Source organism: Mycobacterium malmoense (assembly GCF_019645855.1).
Taxonomy (GTDB): domain Bacteria; phylum Actinomycetota; class Actinomycetes; order Mycobacteriales; family Mycobacteriaceae; genus Mycobacterium; species Mycobacterium malmoense.
In genome coordinates this window covers 5,044,499-5,063,316 of record NZ_CP080999.1, presented here as the reverse complement: position 1 = coordinate 5,063,316, position 18,818 = coordinate 5,044,499, and the positions used below count along the sequence as shown (strand labels likewise).

Annotated in this window: 18 protein-coding genes and 2 pseudogenes; 16 read left to right on the top strand and 4 right to left on the bottom strand. The window is 68.5% G+C overall.

Translation table 11 applies throughout. From position 1 onward, the window contains the following. Positions 1-40: 40 nt before the first annotated feature. The 11 genes from K3U93_RS23455 to egtE all read left to right on the top strand — a co-directional run bounded on the left by K3U93_RS23455 (position 41) and on the right by egtE (position 10,899). Positions 41-1,153, top strand: coding sequence for a DUF4185 domain-containing protein (locus tag K3U93_RS23455; protein WP_083010224.1), 1,113 nt, complete (start codon positions 41-43; stop codon positions 1,151-1,153). 326 nt (positions 1,154-1,479) lie between these two features. Continuing rightward, entirely contained in the window at positions 1,480-1,878 is a 399-nt protein-coding gene (locus K3U93_RS25120) for a hypothetical protein (protein ID WP_139796853.1), read from the top strand. A gap of 198 nt (positions 1,879-2,076) precedes the next feature. Beyond that, positions 2,077-2,550, top strand: a complete 474-nt coding sequence (locus tag K3U93_RS23445) for a hypothetical protein (protein ID WP_083010118.1) — start codon at positions 2,077-2,079, stop codon at positions 2,548-2,550. Between the two features lie 144 nt (positions 2,551-2,694). Next, positions 2,695-4,143 (top strand): catalase, encoded by a 1,449-nt coding sequence (locus tag K3U93_RS23440; RefSeq protein WP_083010119.1) that lies wholly within the window; start codon positions 2,695-2,697, stop codon positions 4,141-4,143. A 97-nt stretch (positions 4,144-4,240) separates the two neighbouring features. Further along, the gene (locus K3U93_RS23435) at positions 4,241-4,669 is read left to right on the top strand and encodes an organic hydroperoxide resistance protein (protein ID WP_083010120.1); all 429 of its coding nucleotides are present in this window, start codon (positions 4,241-4,243) and stop codon (positions 4,667-4,669) included. Positions 4,670-4,690: 21 nt separating this feature from the next. Continuing rightward, positions 4,691-5,338, top strand: a complete 648-nt coding sequence (locus K3U93_RS23430; RefSeq protein WP_083010121.1) for a sensor domain-containing protein — start codon at positions 4,691-4,693, stop codon at positions 5,336-5,338. Positions 5,339-5,497: 159 nt separating this feature from the next. After that, on the top strand, positions 5,498-6,778 hold the full coding sequence (egtA, locus tag K3U93_RS23425) for an ergothioneine biosynthesis glutamate--cysteine ligase EgtA (protein ID WP_071512975.1): 1,281 nt from the start codon (positions 5,498-5,500) through the stop codon (positions 6,776-6,778). After that, positions 6,775-8,064 (top strand): ergothioneine biosynthesis protein EgtB, encoded by a 1,290-nt coding sequence (gene egtB / locus K3U93_RS23420; RefSeq protein ID WP_083010122.1) that lies wholly within the window; start codon positions 6,775-6,777, stop codon positions 8,062-8,064. The genes egtA and egtB overlap by 4 nt, the downstream gene beginning before the upstream one ends. Continuing rightward, positions 8,064-8,786: an ergothioneine biosynthesis protein EgtC gene (egtC, locus tag K3U93_RS23415; RefSeq protein ID WP_083010123.1), complete on the top strand. Its 723-nt coding sequence runs from the start codon at positions 8,064-8,066 to the stop codon at positions 8,784-8,786. The genes egtB and egtC overlap by 1 nt, the downstream gene beginning before the upstream one ends. Further along, positions 8,783-9,757 carry an L-histidine N(alpha)-methyltransferase gene (gene egtD, locus K3U93_RS23410; RefSeq protein ID WP_083010124.1) on the top strand — a complete coding sequence of 325 codons (975 nt, stop codon included), beginning with the start codon at positions 8,783-8,785 and terminating at the stop codon, positions 9,755-9,757. The genes egtC and egtD overlap by 4 nt, the downstream gene beginning before the upstream one ends. Further along, on the top strand, positions 9,754-10,899 hold the full coding sequence (egtE, locus tag K3U93_RS23405) for an ergothioneine biosynthesis PLP-dependent enzyme EgtE (protein WP_083010125.1): 1,146 nt from the start codon (positions 9,754-9,756) through the stop codon (positions 10,897-10,899). The genes egtD and egtE overlap by 4 nt, the downstream gene beginning before the upstream one ends. A gap of 70 nt (positions 10,900-10,969) precedes the next feature. Here the strand turns inward: egtE and K3U93_RS23400 are convergent, their stop codons facing one another. Continuing rightward, positions 10,970-11,647: a class I SAM-dependent methyltransferase gene (locus K3U93_RS23400; protein WP_083010126.1), complete on the bottom strand. Its 678-nt coding sequence runs from the start codon at positions 11,645-11,647 to the stop codon at positions 10,970-10,972. An 18-nt stretch (positions 11,648-11,665) separates the two neighbouring features. Next, a complete protein-coding gene (locus tag K3U93_RS23395; RefSeq protein ID WP_083010127.1) occupies positions 11,666-13,150 on the bottom strand; it encodes a glutamate-cysteine ligase family protein in 1,485 nt (494 codons plus the stop codon). 87 nt (positions 13,151-13,237) lie between these two features. Between K3U93_RS23395 and K3U93_RS23390 the strand changes: the two genes are divergently transcribed. From K3U93_RS23390 to glpK, 3 genes and pseudogenes are all read left to right on the top strand, one after another. Beyond that, positions 13,238-13,477, top strand: coding sequence for an antitoxin (locus K3U93_RS23390; RefSeq protein WP_083010128.1), 240 nt, complete (start codon positions 13,238-13,240; stop codon positions 13,475-13,477). Positions 13,478-13,495: 18 nt separating this feature from the next. After that, positions 13,496-13,894 (top strand): annotated as a pseudogene (locus K3U93_RS23385) (type II toxin-antitoxin system VapC family toxin). 3 nt (positions 13,895-13,897) lie between these two features. Then, a pseudogene (gene glpK, locus K3U93_RS23380) lies at positions 13,898-15,464 on the top strand (glycerol kinase GlpK). A gap of 111 nt (positions 15,465-15,575) precedes the next feature. Here glpK and K3U93_RS23375 read toward each other — a convergent pair. Beyond that, on the bottom strand, positions 15,576-16,286 hold the full coding sequence (locus K3U93_RS23375) for a PadR family transcriptional regulator (protein WP_071512984.1): 711 nt from the start codon (positions 16,284-16,286) through the stop codon (positions 15,576-15,578). 145 nt (positions 16,287-16,431) lie between these two features. Between K3U93_RS23375 and K3U93_RS23370 the strand changes: the two genes are divergently transcribed. Beyond that, a complete protein-coding gene (locus tag K3U93_RS23370; protein ID WP_071512985.1) occupies positions 16,432-16,821 on the top strand; it encodes a hypothetical protein in 390 nt (129 codons plus the stop codon). A gap of 8 nt (positions 16,822-16,829) precedes the next feature. Here K3U93_RS23370 and K3U93_RS23365 read toward each other — a convergent pair whose 3' ends face one another. Further along, on the bottom strand, positions 16,830-17,729 hold the full coding sequence (locus K3U93_RS23365; protein ID WP_083010130.1) for an RDD family protein: 900 nt from the start codon (positions 17,727-17,729) through the stop codon (positions 16,830-16,832). Between the two features lie 77 nt (positions 17,730-17,806). On the opposite strand from K3U93_RS23365, the gene K3U93_RS23360 reads away from it, so the two are divergent. Then, positions 17,807-18,808 carry a stage II sporulation protein M gene (locus K3U93_RS23360; protein ID WP_083010131.1) on the top strand — a complete coding sequence of 334 codons (1,002 nt, stop codon included), beginning with the start codon at positions 17,807-17,809 and terminating at the stop codon, positions 18,806-18,808. The last annotated feature ends 10 nt before the right edge of the window (positions 18,809-18,818 follow it).

Below are 18,818 nucleotides of genomic sequence, written 5' to 3'. Positions count from 1 at the left end.
TCGCCTGGTCACGCGGTGCCCGTCGTTGGTCGCGTCGGTGATGTGTTTGCTTGTGCCGCAAGCTGTTTGGATCGATGCCGCGCGTGCCGATCCGCCAGCTCCGGAGCCGGAGCCCATCCTGCAGCCGCTGGCACCGGGTCAGGTGCTGCGGATCGGCCCGACGGCCGGCACCGGAACCCCCACCCGGGACTACGGCATCGGCGCCACCGACCTGTGTGAGTTCATTGAGTTCCCCACCGAGCTGCTGCAGGTCTGCGGCGACAGCTTCGCCGGCCAGGGTGTCGGGTTCGGCGGCTGGTACTCGCCGGTCGCGCTGCACGTCGACACCGCGTCGGTCGACGACCCCGCCGGGGTGCGCTACACCGGCGTCACCGGCATCAGCAAACCGCTGCTGGCCGACCCCACGCCGCCGGGGGACTCGCAGCTGCCCGCCGGCGTGGTCCAGATCAACCGGCGCAACTACCTGATGGTGACCACGACCCGCAACCTCGTGCCGCTGAACTCGCGGCTGGTGACGCCGGAGCCGGCGCATGGCGGCTGGCAGACCGTTGCGGGGTCCCGCCGCGTCGCGTCCTACCAGGGCGGCTCGCAGACGCAGATCAGCGGCTACTACGACCCGATCCCCAGCGCCGATTCGCCGACCGGCTGGGTCTACATCGTGGCCAACAGCTTCACCCGCCAGGACCCGGTGCTGCTGTACCGGGCCACGCCGCAAACGTTCACCGACCGGTCCCGGTGGCAGGGCTGGGCGTCGGGACCCGAGGGCGGGTGGAACAAGCCGCCGACGCCCCTGTGGCCCGACCAGGTGGGCGAGATGTCCATCAGGGAGATCGACGGCAAGGCGGTGCTGTCGTATTTCAACGCCAGCACCGGCAACATGGAGGTCCGGGTGGCCAACGACCCGACAGAGCTGGGCACCGCGCCCGTGACGACGGTGGTGCAACACGACGAGTGGCCCGAACCCGCCGAAAGCCTGCCGCCGCCCTACGACAACCGGCTCGCACAACCCTACGGCGGCTACATATCACCCGGCTCCACCCTCGATGAGCTGCGGATTTTCGTCAGCCAGTGGGACACCCGCGCCCGGGTAAGCGCGCCCTACCGGGTGATCCAGTTTGCGGTCAACCCGTTCAAGCCCGGCTCGGAGGGCTAATTTCAGCCGGGCCGGAACTCGGTGCCCTCGGCGCGCATCTGGCCCAGCAGCCCCCGTCTGACTCGAGATCGGACAGCCAGACGTGCACGCCGCCGTGCTCGTCAGCCAACACGAGGAATTCCTCCATCGCGCGGCCAGCCTCGTCAACGACGACGCGTTTGTCCTGGTTGATGTGGAGGACGGTGGGTTGATGGCGCGGTCATTCCGGCTTTCCGCTCGTTGGGGAACAACGCGAAGGGCATGCCGTTTAGCACGTAGGGCGAGCTTTGAGCTCACAGCTTTTACTTAAGTAGCGCATAGCCATAACTGTTGTTAACGCCCGCATCATGTGTCTCATGAGTGAAACATCTGACACCCCAACCGTGCGGACTTCAACCGCAACTGCGCCGGCGCCTGCGTCGACAGAGGCAGCGCCACACCGGACCCCCAGGGTCTTCCAAGTCGCGGCCTGGGTCGCGATCGTCGCCGGGATCGTGTTCATCGTCGCGGTCATTTTCTTCAGCGGCTTCACGCTCGGCAGGCATGCCGGTCATCACGGCGGCTTCCACCACCACCACAAACACCACGCGATGTTCATGCATCCGCACCGATTCGGCGGCCCGGGCGGTCCGGGTGGCCCGGGCGGACCGGAGGCGATTCCACCGGGTGGGGCTGCGTCTGTGACGCCCGGCGCCCCGGGACCCAGTCAGATTCCGTCGTCGGTAGTTCCGCCTCGGACGCCGTAGGCAACATGCCCACGGGGGTGGTAGGAGCACCCCCGTGGGGTCGTCAACCCGCAACCAAGTAGCCCGGCGCTCGACCGAACGCCGGGCTATGCCTCATTGCGGGCCCTATCCATGGGCGCCCGCGTTGGGCGCAATTCACAGCAACTTTTGTCGCCGGGGTCTGTTATCGCGGTTGATTGCCGGGGCACTATTCAATACATGACCGAAACACCCCAGCCGTCAACGCCGCCGCCGTCCGCCGCCGGAACTCCACAGCCACCCCAGTCACCGCCACCGCCACCGCCACCGCACGAGCGAGTCAAGCCCCCCAGGATCTATCTGGCCGCGGCGTGGGTGGTGATCGTCGCGGGCATCGTTTTTATCCTCGCGACCGTCTTCTTCGCCGGTGCCATGGTCGTGGGGTTCAACCATCACTGCCAGTACCGATACCACCACGGCCCGATGTTCGGCCCCGGCGGTCCCGGTGGCCCGGGCGGCCCGGGAGGTCCCGGTGGCCCGTGGCAATTCGACGGTCCCGGCGGCCCGGGGATGTTCGTGCCGCCGCCGTTCGGGCCGCCGCCGGGTTTCGCGCCGCCGCCGGGTTTCGGGCCGGGCGGCCCGGGTGGCCCCGGCCAGTTGCCGACGACCAGTGCACCGAGCCCAGCCCCCAACACTCCGGCGCCGCGCCCTTAAGCGTGCCTATCTTTTCTTGACCCGTCCCAGGGAAGGGGCATACTGAGGTCTGAAAGTCATTGCCGCCGAGTCAGATTCGACAGCGGGATACCGCTCGCCGTTGAACTGCCGTGACTTCAGCCCAGTTAACGAGGAGATGGCGAAATGACGGAGCGCTACACCACCAATGACGCCGGCATCGCTGCACCCAGTGACGACCAGTCGCTGACCATCGGTCCCGACGGCCCCATCCTGCTGCAGGACCACTACCTGATCGAGCAGATGGCGATGTTCAACCGGGAGCGCATCCCGGAACGCCAACCGCACGCGAAGGGCGGCGGCGCGTTCGGCCACTTCGAGGTGACTAACGACGTCAGCAAGTACACCAGGGCCGCGGTATTCCAGCCGGGGACCAAGACCGAAATGCTGGCGAGGTTTTCCACCGTCGCCGGCGAGCGCGGGAGCCCGGACACCTGGCGGGACCCGCGCGGCTTCGCGCTGAAGTTCTACACCACCGAGGGCAACTTCGACATGGTCGGCAACAACACGCCGGTCTTCTTCATGCGTGACCCGCTGAAGTTCCAGCACTTCATCCGGTCCCAAAAGCGCCTGCAGGCCAGCAACGTGCGCGACAACAACATGCAGTGGGACTTCTGGACGCTCTCGCCGGAGTCGGCGCACCAGGTCACCTGGCTGATGGGGGATCGCGGCATCCCGAAGAACTGGCGGCACATGAACGGCTACAGCAGCCACGCCTACAGCTGGATCAACGCCGCCGGCGAGGTCTTCTGGGTGAAGTACCACTTCAAGACGGACCAGGGTGTCGAGTTCCTGACCCAGGAGGAAGCCGACCGGCTGGCCGGCGAGGACGGCGACTACCACCAGCGCGACCTCTACGAGGCGATCGAGCGCGGCGACTACCCGAGCTGGACGCTGAAGGTGCAGATCATGCCGTTCGAGGAGGCCAAGACCTACCGGTTCAACCCGTTCGACCTGACGAAGGTGTGGCCACACGCCGACTACCCGTTGATCGAGGTCGGCAGGATGACGCTGGACCGCAACGTCACCGACTACCACACCGAGATCGAGCAGGCCGCCTTCGAGCCGAACAACATCGTGCCCGGCACCGGGCTGAGCCCGGACAAGATGCTGCTGGCTCGCGGCTTCTCCTACGCCGACGCGCATCGCGCACGGCTGGGAACCAATTACAAGCACATCCCGGTCAACTCGCCGAAGGTCGAGGTGAACAGCTACTCCAAGGACGGCGCCATGCGGATGAAGAACGTCTCCGATCCCGTGTATGCGCCCAACTCCTACGGCGGCCCGCAGGCCGATCCGGCCCGCGCCGCCGAGGTGCACTGGCACGCCGACGGGCAGATGATCCGCGCCGCGTACACGCTGCACGCCGAGGACGACGACTGGGGACAGGCGGGCACCATGGTCCGCGAGGTGCTCGACGACGCGGCCCGGGAACGCTTGGTGCACAACATCGTTGGCCACGTCTGCAAAGGGGTCAAGGAGCCGGTGCTGTCACGGGTGTTCGAGTACTGGCGCAACGTCGACCCCGATCTGGGCAAGTTGGTCGAAGAAGGGGTGCGGGCCAACTCGAGTTGATTAGGCCAGTAGGCGATCCAACATCGAGTTGTCGGGCGATTCGGCCCAGCAACTCGATGTTCGCTGGAAAGCGGCGGCCCTGGCATGATCGGGATCCATGACCATCGAAGTCGTGTACACCACCGAATCCACCGCGACGGGCGGCGGCCGTGACGGCCACGTGAAGTCCGACGACGGCCGCATCGACCTCGACACCCGGCCGCCGAAGGCGATGGGCGGCAACGGCGAAGGCACCAATCCCGAGCAGTTGTTCTCCGCCGGGTATGCCGCCTGCTTCCTGGGCGCGCTGCGGCTGGTGGCCGGCAGGTCGAAGGTCAAGCTCGACGACGCGACCAGCGTGTCCGTCCAGATCGGATTCGGCAAGGATTCCGCGGGCGGATTCGGGCTCACCGGCAAGGTCGTCGGCCACCTTCCGGGCCTGGAACAAAGCGTCGCGGACGACTTGGTGCACCAGGCCCATCAGGTGTGCCCGTATTCCAAGGCCACCCGGGGCAACGTCGACGTCGACGTGTCGGCCAAGGTCTAGCGCGGGCGATTGGATCCAGCGATGCGGATCTCCACCGCGGTGGCAACCGTCGGTGTGGCGGTCGGGGGAGCGTTGGGCATCCCGGTCGCGGCCGCTCACCCGTCGGACCCGGGCGTGGTGAACTACGCGGTCCTCGGCAAGGGATCGGTCGGCAATATTGTCGGCGGGCCAATGGGATGGGAATCGGTGTTCACCCAGCCGTTCCAGAGCTATTCGGTCGATGTCCCGGTGTGCAACAACTGGGCGGACATCGGGCTGCCCGAGGTGTATGACGACCCGGATCTGGCGTCGTTCAACGGAGCCACCACCCAGACGTCGGCGAACGATCAGACCCACTACGTCAAACAGGCGATCGGGGTCTTCGCCACCGACGACGCCGCGGGCCGGGCCTTCCATCGGGTCGTGGACCGGACCGTTGGTTGCTCGGGACAGACCACGGCGATGCACCTGGACAACGGGATCACCCAGGTGTGGTCGTTCGACGGCGGGCCGGCGACCGGTGTCGACGCGAATTGGACCAAGCAGGAAGCGGGCACCGACCGCCGGTGCTTCGATCAAACCAGGCTGCGCGAAAACGTGTTGCTGCAAGCCAAAGTCTGCCAGTCTGGGAACGCCGGTCCCGCGGTCAACGTCTTGGCCGGGGCTATGCAGAACGCGCTGGGTCAGTAGCGTGGATTCCGGTAGGCCGTGACTGGACAGTCCGGCGGAGACGGGAATATTTCGGGGCAGTCCGCGAGATGAAGTAGTGGCGATTATTTTTCCGTTAGCTGCGCAACAAGCGGTCCGCAGGCCACGTTCGGGCATGTTCGGGCCCGAAGGGATCGTGATATGACGCTCGCCGCTATCAGCGCCGCCGCGCAACCGGATACCGCCGAGATCGCCGACTCCTCGGCCGCCGCGCATTACATCGCCGACGGCTGCCTGCGGGATTCCCCCGTGCGGTGCGTCGGCCTGGAGATGGAAGGGCACTGTCACGACCCGGCGGACCCCTACCGCAGGCCAAGCTGGGACGAGATCAGCGAGGTCCTCGGCGTTCTGCCGGCTCTGCCCGGCGGCAGCCGGATCACCGTGGAACCGGGCGGCGCCGTCGAACTGTCCGGGCCGCCCATCGACGGCGTGGTGGCCGCCATCGGTGCGATGAATCGAGACCAGGCCGTGCTCCGGTCGGCCTTCGCCGACGCCGGGCTGGGCTTGGTCTTCCTCGGGGCGGATCCGCTGCGGCCGCCCAAGCGCGTCAACCCGGGCGCGCGCTACCGCGCCATGGAACAGTTCTTCGGTGCCAGCCGCTCCGGGGAAGCGGGCGCGGCGATGATGACGTCCACCGCGTCGATTCAGGTCAATCTGGATGCCGGGCCGCAGGACGGATGGGCGGCGCGGGTACGGCTGGCGCACGCGCTGGGGCCCACGATGATCGCGATCGCCGCCAACTCCCCGATGCTGGGCGGCGAGTTCACCGGTTGGGTCTCCACCCGGCAGCGGGTGTGGGGCCAGATGGACTCGGCGCGCTGTGGGCCCATCCTGGGTGCCAGCGGCGACGACCCCGCCACCGACTGGGCGCGCTACGCGCTCAAGGCCCCGGTGATGCTGGTGCACAACCCGGACGCGGCGGCGGTCACGCATTGGGTGCCCTTCGCCGACTGGGTGGACGGCCGGGTGTTGCTCGGCGGTCGCCGCCCGACCATCCCCGACCTGGAATACCACCTGACCACACTGTTCCCGCCGGTGCGCCCGAGGCGGTGGCTGGAAATCCGCTACCTCGACAGCGCCCCGGACGCCTTCTGGCCCGCCGTGGTGTTCACGCTGGTGGCCCTGCTCGACGACCCGGTCGCCGCCGACATCGCGGCCGAGGCCGTCGAACCGGTGGCCACCGCCTGGGACACCGCGGCCCGGGTCGGTCTGCGTGACCGGCGGCTGTATGAGGCCGCCAACACGTGTGTGGCCGTCGCCGCCGAGAGGGCGCCGGCCGAGCTCACCGACGCGATGCAGCGGCTGGTCGGCAGCGTCGAGCAGGGCCGATGTCCCGGCGACGACTTTTCCGACCAAGTGATCGAGCACGGCATCGCGGCAGAGGTTTCGAGGGCCGCGCGATTGACGCAAGGGGGCCCGTGACTCTCCGGGACAAGCTTGCCGACGATTTGGCGCGCGCGCGGACGCGGACGTTGCGGCTGGTGGACTTCGACGACGCCGAACTACGCCGGCAATACGACCCGCTGATGAGCCCGCTGGTGTGGGACCTGGCGCACATCGGCCAGCAAGAAGAGCTGTGGCTGTTGCGCGGCGGCGATCCGGCCCGGCCCGGGATTTTGCCGCCGGCCGTCGACGGACTCTACGACGCCTTCGAACACTCCCGCGCCAGCCGCGTCGAATTGCCGCTGCTGTCCCCCGAGCGGGCGCGGTCGTATTGCCGGACCGTGCGGTCCGCGGCGCTGGACGCCCTGGATGCCCTGCCCGAAGGCGGCGACGGCTTCGTCTACGGCATGGTGGTCAGCCACGAAAACCAGCACGACGAGACCATGCTGCAGGCGTTGAACCTGCGCCCCGGCGCCCCGCTGCTGCGCGACGCGTCGATTGTGCCGGCCGGCCGCCCGGCGGTGGCCGGCACGTCGGTGCTGGTCCCCGGCGGCCCGTTCGTGCTGGGCGTGGACGCCGCGAGCGAACCGTATTCGCTGGACAACGAACGCCCCGCCCACGTCGTCGACCTACCCGCGTTCCGGATCGGCCGGGTTCCGGTCACCAACGGCGAATGGCGACAGTTCATCGACGACGGCGGCTACGACCAGCCGCGCTGGTGGTCCGAGCGCGGCTGGCAACACCGGCAGAGCGCGGGCCTGACCGCGCCGCAGTTCTGGAGTCCCGACGGGCGAACCCGCGCCAGGTTCGGCTACGTCGAAGACGTTCCCCCCGACGAGCCGGTGCAGCACGTCAGCTACTTCGAGGCCGAGGCCTATGCGGCCTGGGCCGGTGCCCGGCTGCCCAGCGAGATGGAGTGGGAGAAGGCGTGCGCGTGGGATCCGGCGACCGGTTCCCGGCGTCGTTACCCGTGGGGTGCAACGGATCCCGCGGAAAACCTTGTCAACCTGGGTGGCAACGCGCTGCGTCCGGCGCCCGTCGGCGCCTACCCGGCCGGCGCGTCGGCCTACGGGGTGGAGCAGATGCTGGGCGACGTCTGGGAGTGGACCTCCTCGCCGCTGCGGCCCTGGCCGGGTTTCGTCCCGATGATCTACGAGCGCTACTCGCAACCGTTCTTCGACGGCGACTACCGGGTGCTGCGGGGCGGCTCGTGGGCCGTGGAGCCCGCCATCCTGCGGCCCAGTTTCCGCAACTGGGACCATCCGTACCGCCGCCAGATCTTCTCCGGCGTCCGGTTGGCGTGGCCCGTCGAGGATCCCGCCTGATGTGCCGTCACCTCGGCTGGCTGGGTGCCGACGTCTCGGTCGCTTCCCTGGTGCTGGATCCGCCGCACGGTCTTCGGGTGCAGTCCTATGCCCCGCGCCGGCAAAAGCACGGCCTGCTCAACGCCGACGGTTGGGGCGTCGGGTTTTTCCATCGCTCTTTGAAAGGTGACACGCCGCGGCGCTGGCGCAGCTCGGCGCCGCTATGGGGCGACGTGTCGTTCGGCTCGGTCGCACCGGCGCTGCGCAGCCACTGCGTGGTGGCCGCGGTGCGCTCGGCGAGCGTCGGCATGCCGATCGAGGCCAGCGCGACGGCGCCGTTCACCGACGGCCGGTGGCTGTTGTCGCACAACGGCATTGTCGACCGCGCCGTGCTGCCGCCGACCTCGTCGGCCGAATCGGTCTGCGACAGCGCCGTGCTCGCGGCCACCGTCTTCGCGCGCGGGCTCGACGCGCTGGGCGACACGATCGTCGAGATCGGGACGGCCGATCCTCTCGCACGGCTTAACGTGTTGGCCGCCAATGGCTCTCGGCTGCTGGCCACCGCGTGGGGAGACACGTTGTCCATCCTGCGCCGCGACGACGGTGTGGTGCTGGCCAGCGAGCCGTATGACGACGACCCGGACTGGGAGGACGTGCCGGACCGTCACCTCGTCGAAGTCACGCCGCAGCGGGTCACGGTTTCTTCTTTGGACCCATTTGGACCACCGAAAGGATCTCGATGACGCTGACGCTGTCCAACCACCTCGCCGCCGACTCGGCGTATCACGCGTTGCGCCGTGACGTGTCCGTGGGCCTGCGCGGGACTCCGAAGTCGTTGCCGCCCAAGTGGTTCTACGATTCGGTGGGCAGCGAACTGTTCGACCAGATCACTCGGCTGCCCGAGTACTACCCGACCCGTGCCGAGGCCGAGATCCTGCGCGCCCGGTCGGCCGAGGTCGCGTCGGCCAGCGGGGCCGACACCCTGGTCGAGTTGGGCGCCGGCACGTCGGAGAAGACCCGGCGGCTGCTGGACGCGTTGCGCGATCGCGGATCGCTGCGCGGATTCGTGCCGTTCGACGTCGACGCCGGCATGCTGTCCGCGACCGCGACGGCCATCCAGCGCGAATACCCGGGCGTCGAAATCAACGCCGTCTGTGGGGATTTCGAGGAACACCTGACCGAGATCCCCGGCGGCGGGCGGCGGTTGTTCGTGTTCTTGGGGTCGACGATCGGCAATCTCACGCCCGAGCCGCGCGCGGAGTTCCTCTCGACGTTGGCCGGGGTGATGCGGCCCGGGGACAGCCTGCTGCTGGGCACCGACCTGGTCAAGGACACCGAGCGGCTGGTGCGCGCCTACGACGACGCCGCCGGGGTGACGGCGGCGTTCAACCGCAACGTGCTGGCGGTGATCAACCGGCAACTCGACGCCGATTTCGACGTCGACGCCTACGAGCACGTGGCCCGCTGGAACGCGCGCGAGGAACGCATCGAAATGTGGCTGCGCGCCGGCGGTCGCCAGCGGGTGCGGGTGGGTGCGCTCGACCTGACCGTCGACTTCGCGGAGGGCGAGGAAATGCTCACCGAGGTGTCGTGCAAGTTCCGCCCGGACGGGGTGAGCGCCGAATTGGCCGGTGCGGGGCTGCGTCGCATCCAGTGGTGGACCGACGACGCGGGCGACTTCGGGCTCTCACTAGCGGTCAAGCCCGTCAAGTGAGCGACGGCGGTTCGCTGGCCGACCGATGGCGGGCGGCCCGCCCCCCGGTGGCCGGGCTGCACCTGGACAGCGCGGCCTGCTCGCGGCAGAGCCTCGCGGTGATCGACGCCACCGCCCGGCACGCGCGCAACGAGGCCGAAGTCGGTGGGTACGTCGCGGCCGAGGCGGCCACCCCCGTGCTCGACGCCGGACGTGTCGCGTTCGCCGCGCTCTCCGGCACGCCGGACGCCGAGGTGGTGTTCACCACCGGCTCGCTGAACGCTTTGGATCTGCTGCTGGGCGGCTGGCCGGCGGACCGGAGGACGCTGGCCTGCCTGCCCGGCGAATACGGCCCCAACCTGGCCATGATGGCCGCCCACGGATTCGACCGCCGGCCGTTGCCGGCCCTGGAGGATGGCCGGGTCGCGCTCGACGACGCCGCCTTCGCCCTGCAGAACGACCCGCCCGATTTGGTCCACCTGACAGCGGTGGCCAGTCACAGCGGCGTGGTGCAACCGCTGGCGATGGTCGCGGAACTCTGCCGCGAATTGGGGCTGCCGCTGGTGGTGGACGCCGCCCAGGCGCTGGGTCAGGTGGACTGCGCGGTGGGCGCCGACGTGACGTACGCGTCGTCGCGCAAGTGGATCGCCGGGCCGCGCGGGGTGGGCGCCCTCGCGGTGCGCGCTGATCTGATGCAGCGCTTGCGCCCGAGGCTGGCGGCACCGGAGTGGGCGTCACCGACGACGGTGGCCCAACAACTCGAGTTCGGCGAAGCCAATATCGCTGCGCGCGTGGGTTTTTCGTTGGCGCTGGGGGAACATCTGGCGCAGGGACCCGAGGCGGTGCGCGCGCGTCTGGCCGAGTTGGGCGGCATCAGCCGCACGGTGCTGGCCGATGTGCCGGGGTGGGCGGTGGTCGAGGAGGCCGAGGAGCCGAGCGCGATCACCACCCTGGCCCCGGTCGACGGTGCCGATCCGCGGGCGGTGCGCGACTGGCTGCTCACCGAACGGCGAATCCTGACCACCTTCGTCGGCGTGCAGCGGGCGCCCCTGGAGCTCACCGCGCCGGTATTGCGGATCTCGCCGCACGTCGACACGACGGCCGGCGACCTGGAGACCTTCGCCGAGGCGCTGATCGCCGCGACCGCGGCGACCTCCCCTTGACGCCGAGCGTCACGCCAGAGTGGCGGCGGGTGCCGAGTGTCACGCTGGAGTGACAGCGGCCAGGTAACCGTCAGGCGGCCTTGTGTGCGGTCAGCAGGTAGGCCGGCAGCTTCATCCGGCCCTTTTCGTCCCGGTCGTGCGGCGGAAATTCGAACGGCGCATCGGAGACCTGGGGAATGTTCGCGTGGATGTAGGCGGGCCGAATCTCGTCGATCTCCCAGCACTTGCTGACCGCGGCGCGCAGCTCGCCCTCGTCGACCTCGTTGGGCTTGGGTTCCATCGCGGCGGGGAAGGCGCCCTTGGCGAACACCAGCACGAAATAGCTGGCGCCCGGGGCGGCCGCCCGGCGTATCGCGCTCAGGTAGCCGTCGCGGTCCTCGACCGGCAGCGAGTGAAACAGCGTGCTGTCGACCACCGTGTTGAACCGACCGTCATAGCCGCTGAACGAGGTGATGTCGGCCTGCACGAAGCTGGCGGTGGTCAGCCCGCGGTCGGCGGCCGCCCTGGTGGCCGCCGCGACGGCGGTCGGCGTGAGGTCGATGCCCACCACGGTGTAGCCCTGCGCGGCCAGGGCCAACGACAGCTCGGCGAACCCGCAGCCGGCGTCCAGCACGTCGCTGCGGAACTTGCCCGCGGCGATCAGCGCCGCCAATTCCGGCTGCGGCTCGCCGATGTTCCACGGCGGCGGGCCCCCGAATCCGCCCTGCTCGCGGTACACGCTGTCCCAGTCCATGATTTCGGACGACATAGCTTCCCCTCCACGCTGTTATGTGTCCCAGGTATGCACCGGTTCGTTGGTGTGCATGTGCTCGCAGTAGCGCCGCAGCATTTCGGCCAGTGCCGCCGGACGGCTCATGCCGCCGTCCTCCAGCGTACGCACGGTGGACACCTGCCAGCTCGCGCCGTTGCGGCCGGTCCTGGCGCGGCCCTCGATCACACCCAGGAACCGGTCGCGCACCTCGGCGTCGACACCCCAGCGGCGCAGCCCCTCGTGGGCCATCGGCAGCAAGGGGTTCAGCACCAGTTCTCGAGCCGTCACCTCGCCGAGACCGGGCCAGCGCAGCCGGGCATCGATGCCGTGACGGGCCGCCTCGAGGAAATTGGCTTGCGCCGCAGCGAAACTCATCCTGTTCCACACCGGGTCCTCGTCCTCGGACAAGCTACGCAGCATGCCGTAGTAAAAGGCCGAGTTGGCCAGCATGTCGACGACGGTCGGCCCGGCCGGCAGCACCCGGTTCTCCAGCCGCAGATGCGGGCGCCGGATCCCGTCCACTTCCAAGACGTCGTACACCGGCCGGTTCCACCGGTACACGGTGCCGTTGTGCAGGCGCAATTCGGCGAGGTGCGGGGTGCGCCCGGCGGCCAGCTCGGCGACCGGATCTTCGTCGGACACCTCGGGCAGCAGGGACGGGAAGTAGCGGACGTTCTCTTCGAACAGGTCCAGGACGGAGCCGATCCACCGTTCGCCGAACCACACCCGCGGTCGCACCCCCTGGGACTTGAGCTCCTCGGGCCGGGTGTCGGTGGATTGCGCGAACACCTCGATGCGGGTTTCCGACCACAGCTGATGGCCGAAGAAGTAGGGCGAGTTGGCGGCCAGCGCCAGTTGCGGGCCGGCCAGCGCCTGGGCCGCGTTCCAGTTGGCGGCGAAATCCGCCGGGGCTACCTGCAGGTGCAATTGCATGCTGGTGCAAGCGGATTCGGGCGCGATGGACGCGGCGCGCCAGCTCAGCGGCTCGGGGCCGGCGATGTTGATCGGGATGTCCTCGCCGCGGGCGGAAAAGATCGAGTCGTTGAGGGCCGCATACCGCGTCGACTCGCTCATCCAGCCCTCGTCAAGGTGTTCGGGCATCAGCGTGGGCAGGATCCCGATCATCACGATGTGGGCCCCGCTGGAGTTGGCCTTGGTCTCCGCGTCGTTCAGGCTGGCCCGCACCTCGGCCTCCAGGTCCAGGCCGGTGTGTCCGGGCAACGGCCGGGGTGGCACGTTGAATTCGATGTTGTAGGCGCCCAATTCGCTCTGGTAGGCCGGATCGGCGATGGCGTCCAGCACGTACCGATTCGACATGGCCGGCTGATAGTCGGCGTCGACGAGGTTGCATTCGATCTCCATGCCGGTGAGCGGCCGGTCCGAATCGAAACGCGACTGCGCCAGCATCGTCGTGAAGACGTCCAGGCATAGCCCTACCTTGCGCCGGTATTCCTGCCGATGCGCGCGGTCATACGTGGTGCGCTTGACCTCTTCGCCCACAACGCCGATGCAACAGGCTTACCGGCGGTAACGCAACTGGCTTGGAGCAGGGCGGCATCAGGTGCCCGGTCACCCAGCATCCGATGCATGCGGACCACGATCGATCTCGACGCCGACATACTGCGGACGTTGAAGCGACGCCAGCGTGAGGAAGGTAAAACGTTAGGACAGCTCGTCTCGGAGCTGCTGGCGCAAGCACTCTCCGTCACGCCCCGCCCGAATGCGGAGGTTCGCTGGACGACGGCCGACCTGCGGCCACGCATCGATCTCGATGATAAGGACGCGGTCTGGGCGGTCCTCGACAAGCCGGGCGAGACGGCTGGCTGAGGAGCCAGACAACCCAACATGAGCGAAACCTTCGACGTCAACGTCCTGGTGCACGCAACGCATCGCGCCAGTCCGTTCCATGAACGGGCGAAGGCACTCGTTGAGCGATTCCTGGCCGGGCCCGGCCTCGTCTACTTGCTGTGGCCCGTGGCGCTGGGATACCTGCGCATCGTGACCCATCCCGCATTGCTGGATGCGCCGCTGGCTCACCTGCCGACCGCACGTGCGCCAAGTCGGCGAGGCCGAGGGATTCTGGCCGATCTATCGGCGACTGGCCGACACGGTCTTGCCGCGGCAACCTGGTGCCTGACGCCCACCTTGTCGCGCTCATGAACCAGCATCTCCACCATCTGGACCCATGATCGAGACTTCCGCAAATTCGAGCGAATCACCCTGCGCGACCCCTTCTCCGGTTGACTATTGGACGGATTAGCGACGGACGTCACCCTAGGAGAAGCAGTTGGCCGAGTTCGCAGAATTCATCGCCGCCATCGACCAGGGCACCACCAGCACCCGCTGCATGATTTTCGATCACGACGGCGCCGAAGTGGCTCGCCATCAGCTCGAGCACGAGCAGATCATGCCGCGCGCCGGCTGGGTCGAGCACGACCCCGTCGAAATCTGGGAGCGCACCTCGTCGGTGCTGATGTCGGTGTTGAACCGAGCCAATCTGGTGCCGAAAAACATTGCGGCCCTGGGCATTACGAACCAACGCGAGACTACGCTGGTGTGGGACCGACGCACCGGGCGGCCCTACTACAACGCGATCGTCTGGCAGGACACCCGCACCGACCGGATCGCGTCGGCGCTGGACCGAGACGGCCGCGGCGAGGTGATCCGCCGCAAGGCCGGCCTGCCGCCGGCGACCTACTTTTCCGGCGGCAAGCTGCAATGGATCCTGGAGAACGTCGACGGGGTGCGCGAGGCCGCCGAACGTGGCGACGCCCTCTTCGGCACCGCCGACACCTGGGTGTTGTGGAATCTGACGGGAGGTTTGCGGGGCGGCGCGCACGTCACCGACGTGACCAACGCCAGCCGGACCATGCTGATGGACCTGGAAACGTTGGACTGGGACGACGAGCTGCTGTCGTTCTTCGGTGTGCCGCGCGCGATGCTGCCGGTGATCGCGTCGTCGTCGCCGCGCCAGCCCTACGGTGTCACGCTGGAAACCGGGCCCCTCGGTGGCGAGGTGCCGATCACCGGCGTGCTCGGCGACCAGCACGCGGCGATGGTGGGTCAGGTGTGTCTGGGCGAGGGGGAGGTGAAAAACACCTACGGTACCGGCAATTTCCTGCTGCTCAACACCGGCGAGACGATTGTGCGATCCAACCACGGCCTGCTGACCACCGTGTGTTATCAGTTCGGGAACGCCAAACCCGTGTACGCGCTTGAGGGTTCGATCGCGGTGACCGGCTCCGCGGTGCAGTGGCTGCGCGATCAGCTGGGCATCATCAGCGGTGCCGCGCAGAGCGAATCGCTAGCCCGGCAGGTCGCCGACAACGGAGGGGTGTACTTCGTCCCGGCGTTTTCCGGGTTGTTCGCCCCGTACTGGCGCTCCGACGCGCGCGGCGCGATCGTGGGGCTGTCGCGGTTCAACACCAACGCGCACCTGGCCCGCGCGACGCTGGAGGCGATCTGCTATCAGAGCCGCGACGTGGTGGACGCGATGGCGGCGGATTCCGGTGTGCGCCTCGAGGTGTTGAAGGTCGACGGGGGCATTACGGCCAACGACCTGTGCATGCAGATTCAGGCCGACGTGCTGGGCGTGGACGTGGTGCGGCCGGTGGTCGCCGAGACCACCGCGCTGGGCGCCGCCTACGCCGCCGGCTTGGCGGTCGGCTTCTGGGCGGACCCATCCGACCTGCAGGCCAACTGGCGCGAGGACAAGCGCTGGACGCCGACGTGGAGCGACGACGAGCGCGCGGCCGGCTACGCCGGCTGGCGCAAGGCAGTACAGCGCACCCTAAATTGGGTCGACATCTCCTGACCCGCCGCCCCTCCCTCCCCGCCGCGAGCGTGCGTGTTTGTACAAGGACACGCCGGTGTGGCCGGCATTCTGCGCACGCTCGCGGCGGGAGGAGGAGGAGGAGGCTCAGGCTCAGTCCTCGCCGAGGATGCCGTAGACCTCGCGTCGGGCGTTGTTGACGATCTCGACGATGCGCTGCTGCTGCTCGGCGGTGGCGGTGTGCGCGGATTGCGCGACCGCGCCGAACAACTGGCCCATGGCCGCGCGCAGGTTGACGTGGCCGGGGTCGGCACCCTCGGCGATCTCGTCCCACGGTGGGGTCTCGATCTTCTCGGCCGCCGCACGACCCTCGTCGGTCAGCTCGAAAAGCTTCTTGTTGCCGTCGGTTTCGCTTGCGGTGATCAGGCCTTCGTCGTCAAGCAGCTGCAGCGTCGGGTACACCGAGCCGGGGCTGGGCCGCCAGATTCCGTTGCTGCGTTCGGCGATCTGCTGGATCATCTCGTAGCCGTGCATCGGCCGCTCGGCCAGCAGCGCCAGGATGGCCGCCCGCACGTCGCCGCGGCGCCCCCGGCCGGGGCCGCCACGACGCCATCCGCCGCGTCGGCCCCCCGGGCCGAAGCCTAAACCGAATCCCGGACCAAACCCGGGTCCGAAGCCCGGGCCGAATCCCGGCCCGAAATCGCCGCCCCCGGCCTGCTCGCGGAGGTGTTCGAAGAACTCCCGGCGGGCCTGCCGCCTGGCGCCGTGCAGGGCGCGCCGTTGCGCGGGGCCGGGAACGAGGCCGAATCCGAACCCCGGCCGGTCGCCGAAAGGTCCCTCGGGTGCAGTGAATGGGTTGCTCATGTTTTGTGTTTCCTTACGTGTCGTGGGATACGCACCGGTCGTGCGTTCCGGAATATCACGATATATCGGAAACTAACGCGATGCAACGAGGTATTTCGCCACAGACCCCGTTTGCGTCCGGCACGCGGCGGGTAGGGACTGAGGGATGAACGCTAATCACAACGTGACGGTCGGCAGCGGAACCGATCGCTCGGCCGACGCCGCGCGGGCCGACGGCGGCCGTGCCCGCAACGTGTGGCCGTGGGTCAACTGGGGGTTGGCCCTGGCGACGGTGCCGGCGGCAGCCATCGTGATGCTCTTCGCGCTCGGGGCCGTGATGAGTACCGACGGTTGCAGCGATCGCAGCTGTCCCAACCTGGGTCGTGACGGGATCGATTTCGGCGTGGCGTTCTACGGCGCGCCCGCGGTGGCCTTCGTGGTCATCGTCATCTCGTTTTTCACCGCGAAGCGCCGAGGCGGCATCGCGGTTCCGCTGTGCGGGTGGGCGCTGCTGGTCGCCGACGTCGCCCTCATGGTGGCGAGCGTCTCCGGCTAGCGCGCGAACTAATGCGGTGGGGATAAGCCGCCGGCGTGCGGTGTCTGCCGCGGCCAGGCGGCGGGCGGCGGCGGTTCCGGCCACCGGGTTGCCTGCCGTTGGGGCCCTGCGCTCGGCGGCGGGGTCGGCCAGCCGGGGTATGGCCAGGGCGCGGGTCCCGGCGGCGTGATGGGGCGCAGGCGCGCCAGTTCGCGGCGGTGCCGTTCGGCGAGGACCGCCGCAAGCACCAGCTCCGGCGGGGTGCCGGGCGGGGGCGGCGGGGCGATGTGCGACACCACGTCGCCGGCGATCCGGTATGCCATCTGTAAGCGTAACTGGCGATCGAGTTCCGGTGCCCGGGAAAGGAATTGGCGCGCGACTTCGGCGTGGCCCGCGTTGAGCCCGGACAGCTGCAGCGACGACGCCCACCATGCCAGCGAAGGTGGCATCGCCGGCGGCGGCCGCAATCGGGGACCGCGTTCGCTGACCACGACCGTGCCGGCGAAGATGTCGCCGATCCGCTTGGCCTTTGGCGACAATATGCTGCAGATGACGGCGGGGCTGCCCGCGAGCATCCAAATCTCCACTACCGACGCCAAAGCGCGAAATAGCACCTGCCGGAACCGTTCTGGGCCACCGTCGTCGGACACCACCCGCAGGCCCATGACGATCTTGCCCACCGACCGTCCCCGCGTGGCGGTTTCAAATGTCAACGGGTAACCGACGATCACCAGCACCGTGAAGATGATCACGATGGCGGCGCTCAGCGTGGAGTCGAATTGCGTCAGGGTGGCCGCCCACAGCATCAGCCCGAGCAGATAACAGATGAAAATCATCGCGATGTCGATCAGCGCGCTCACGGCGCGCACCGGCAACTGGGCGATCTGCACATCGAGCACCACGGCATCCCCGGTCACCACCTCCGACATAACACCGAACGGTACAGGTTTTATCGGTTCCACCGGCCGGAACCGGCCGCCCCGAAGGTGCGATTAGGCTGCGCAGGGTGGACGTCGACGCATTCGTGCTGACCCATCGGGGTACCTGGGACCGGCTCGACCAGTTGATCAAGAGGCGCCGGTCATTGACCGGTGCCGAGGTCGACGAACTCGTCGAGCTCTACCAGCGGGTGTCCACCCACCTGTCGATGCTGCGGTCGGCCAGCACGATCGGGTCGGATTCGCTGCTGATCGGTCGGCTGTCGAGCCTGGTGGCGCGCGCCCGGTCCGTGGTGACCGGTGCGCACGCCCCGCTGAGCAGTGCGTTCACCCGGTTCTGGACGGTGTCGTTCCCGGTGGTCGCGTACCGCACCTGGCGGTGGTGGCTGGGCACGACGGCGGTGTTTTTCGCCGTCGTGGTGGTCATCGCGTTCTGGGTGGCCGGCAACCCGGAGGTGCAGTCCGCGATCGGAACACCAAGTGACATCGACGAATTGGTCAACCACGATGTCGCGTCGTATTACAGCGAACACCCCGCGGCGGCGTTCGCCTTGCAAGTGTGGGTGAACAACTCCTGGGTTTCCGCGCAGTGCATCGCGTTGTCCGTCGTGCTGGGGCTGCCGATCCCGATCGTGCTGTTCCAGAACGCCGCCAACCTGGGGCTGATCGCGGGCCTAATGTTCCAGGCCGGCAAGGGCGGCGTCCTGCTGGGCCTGCTGGCTCCGCATGGGCTGCTCGAGCTGACGGCGGTATTCCTCGCGGGGGCAACGGGAATGCGGCTGGGGTGGTCGGTGATATCGCCCGGGGACCGGCCGCGTGGGCAGGTGCTTGCCGAACAAGGCCGGGGCGTCGTGGCGGTCGCCGTGGGACTGGTGGCCGTGCTGCTGGTCTCCGGGTTGATCGAGGCGTTGGTGACGCCGTCGTCGTTGCCGACGTTCGTCCGGGTCGGCATCGGAATCGTCGCCGAGGTGGCGTTCCTGTCGTACGTCGTGTACTTCGGCCGTCGCGCGGTGAAAGCCGGTGAGACCGGCGACATCGACGACGCGCCCGACGTGATTCCCACTCGATGAGCCGCGAAAG

Excerpts from the sequence above, each read along its gene's own strand:
- K3U93_RS23455 (WP_083010224.1), top strand. The coding sequence starts at position 41 with ATGTGTTTGCTTGTGCCGCAAGCTGTTTGGATCGATGCCGCGCGTGCC.
- K3U93_RS25120 (WP_139796853.1), top strand. The coding sequence starts at position 1,480 with ATGTGTCTCATGAGTGAAACATCTGACACCCCAACCGTGCGGACTTCA.
- K3U93_RS23445 (WP_083010118.1), top strand. The coding sequence starts at position 2,077 with ATGACCGAAACACCCCAGCCGTCAACGCCGCCGCCGTCCGCCGCCGGA.
- K3U93_RS23440 (WP_083010119.1), top strand. The coding sequence starts at position 2,695 with ATGACGGAGCGCTACACCACCAATGACGCCGGCATCGCTGCACCCAGT.
- K3U93_RS23435 (WP_083010120.1), top strand. The coding sequence starts at position 4,241 with ATGACCATCGAAGTCGTGTACACCACCGAATCCACCGCGACGGGCGGC.
- K3U93_RS23430 (WP_083010121.1), top strand. The coding sequence starts at position 4,691 with ATGCGGATCTCCACCGCGGTGGCAACCGTCGGTGTGGCGGTCGGGGGA.
- egtA (WP_071512975.1), top strand. The coding sequence starts at position 5,498 with ATGACGCTCGCCGCTATCAGCGCCGCCGCGCAACCGGATACCGCCGAG.
- egtC (WP_083010123.1), top strand. The coding sequence starts at position 8,064 with ATGTGCCGTCACCTCGGCTGGCTGGGTGCCGACGTCTCGGTCGCTTCC.
- egtD (WP_083010124.1), top strand. The coding sequence starts at position 8,783 with ATGACGCTGACGCTGTCCAACCACCTCGCCGCCGACTCGGCGTATCAC.
- K3U93_RS23400 (WP_083010126.1), bottom strand. The coding sequence starts at position 11,647 with ATGTCGTCCGAAATCATGGACTGGGACAGCGTGTACCGCGAGCAGGGC.
- K3U93_RS23390 (WP_083010128.1), top strand. The coding sequence starts at position 13,238 with ATGCGGACCACGATCGATCTCGACGCCGACATACTGCGGACGTTGAAG.
- K3U93_RS23375 (WP_071512984.1), bottom strand. The coding sequence starts at position 16,286 with ATGAGCAACCCATTCACTGCACCCGAGGGACCTTTCGGCGACCGGCCG.
- K3U93_RS23370 (WP_071512985.1), top strand. The coding sequence starts at position 16,432 with ATGAACGCTAATCACAACGTGACGGTCGGCAGCGGAACCGATCGCTCG.
- K3U93_RS23365 (WP_083010130.1), bottom strand. The coding sequence starts at position 17,729 with ATGTCGGAGGTGGTGACCGGGGATGCCGTGGTGCTCGATGTGCAGATC.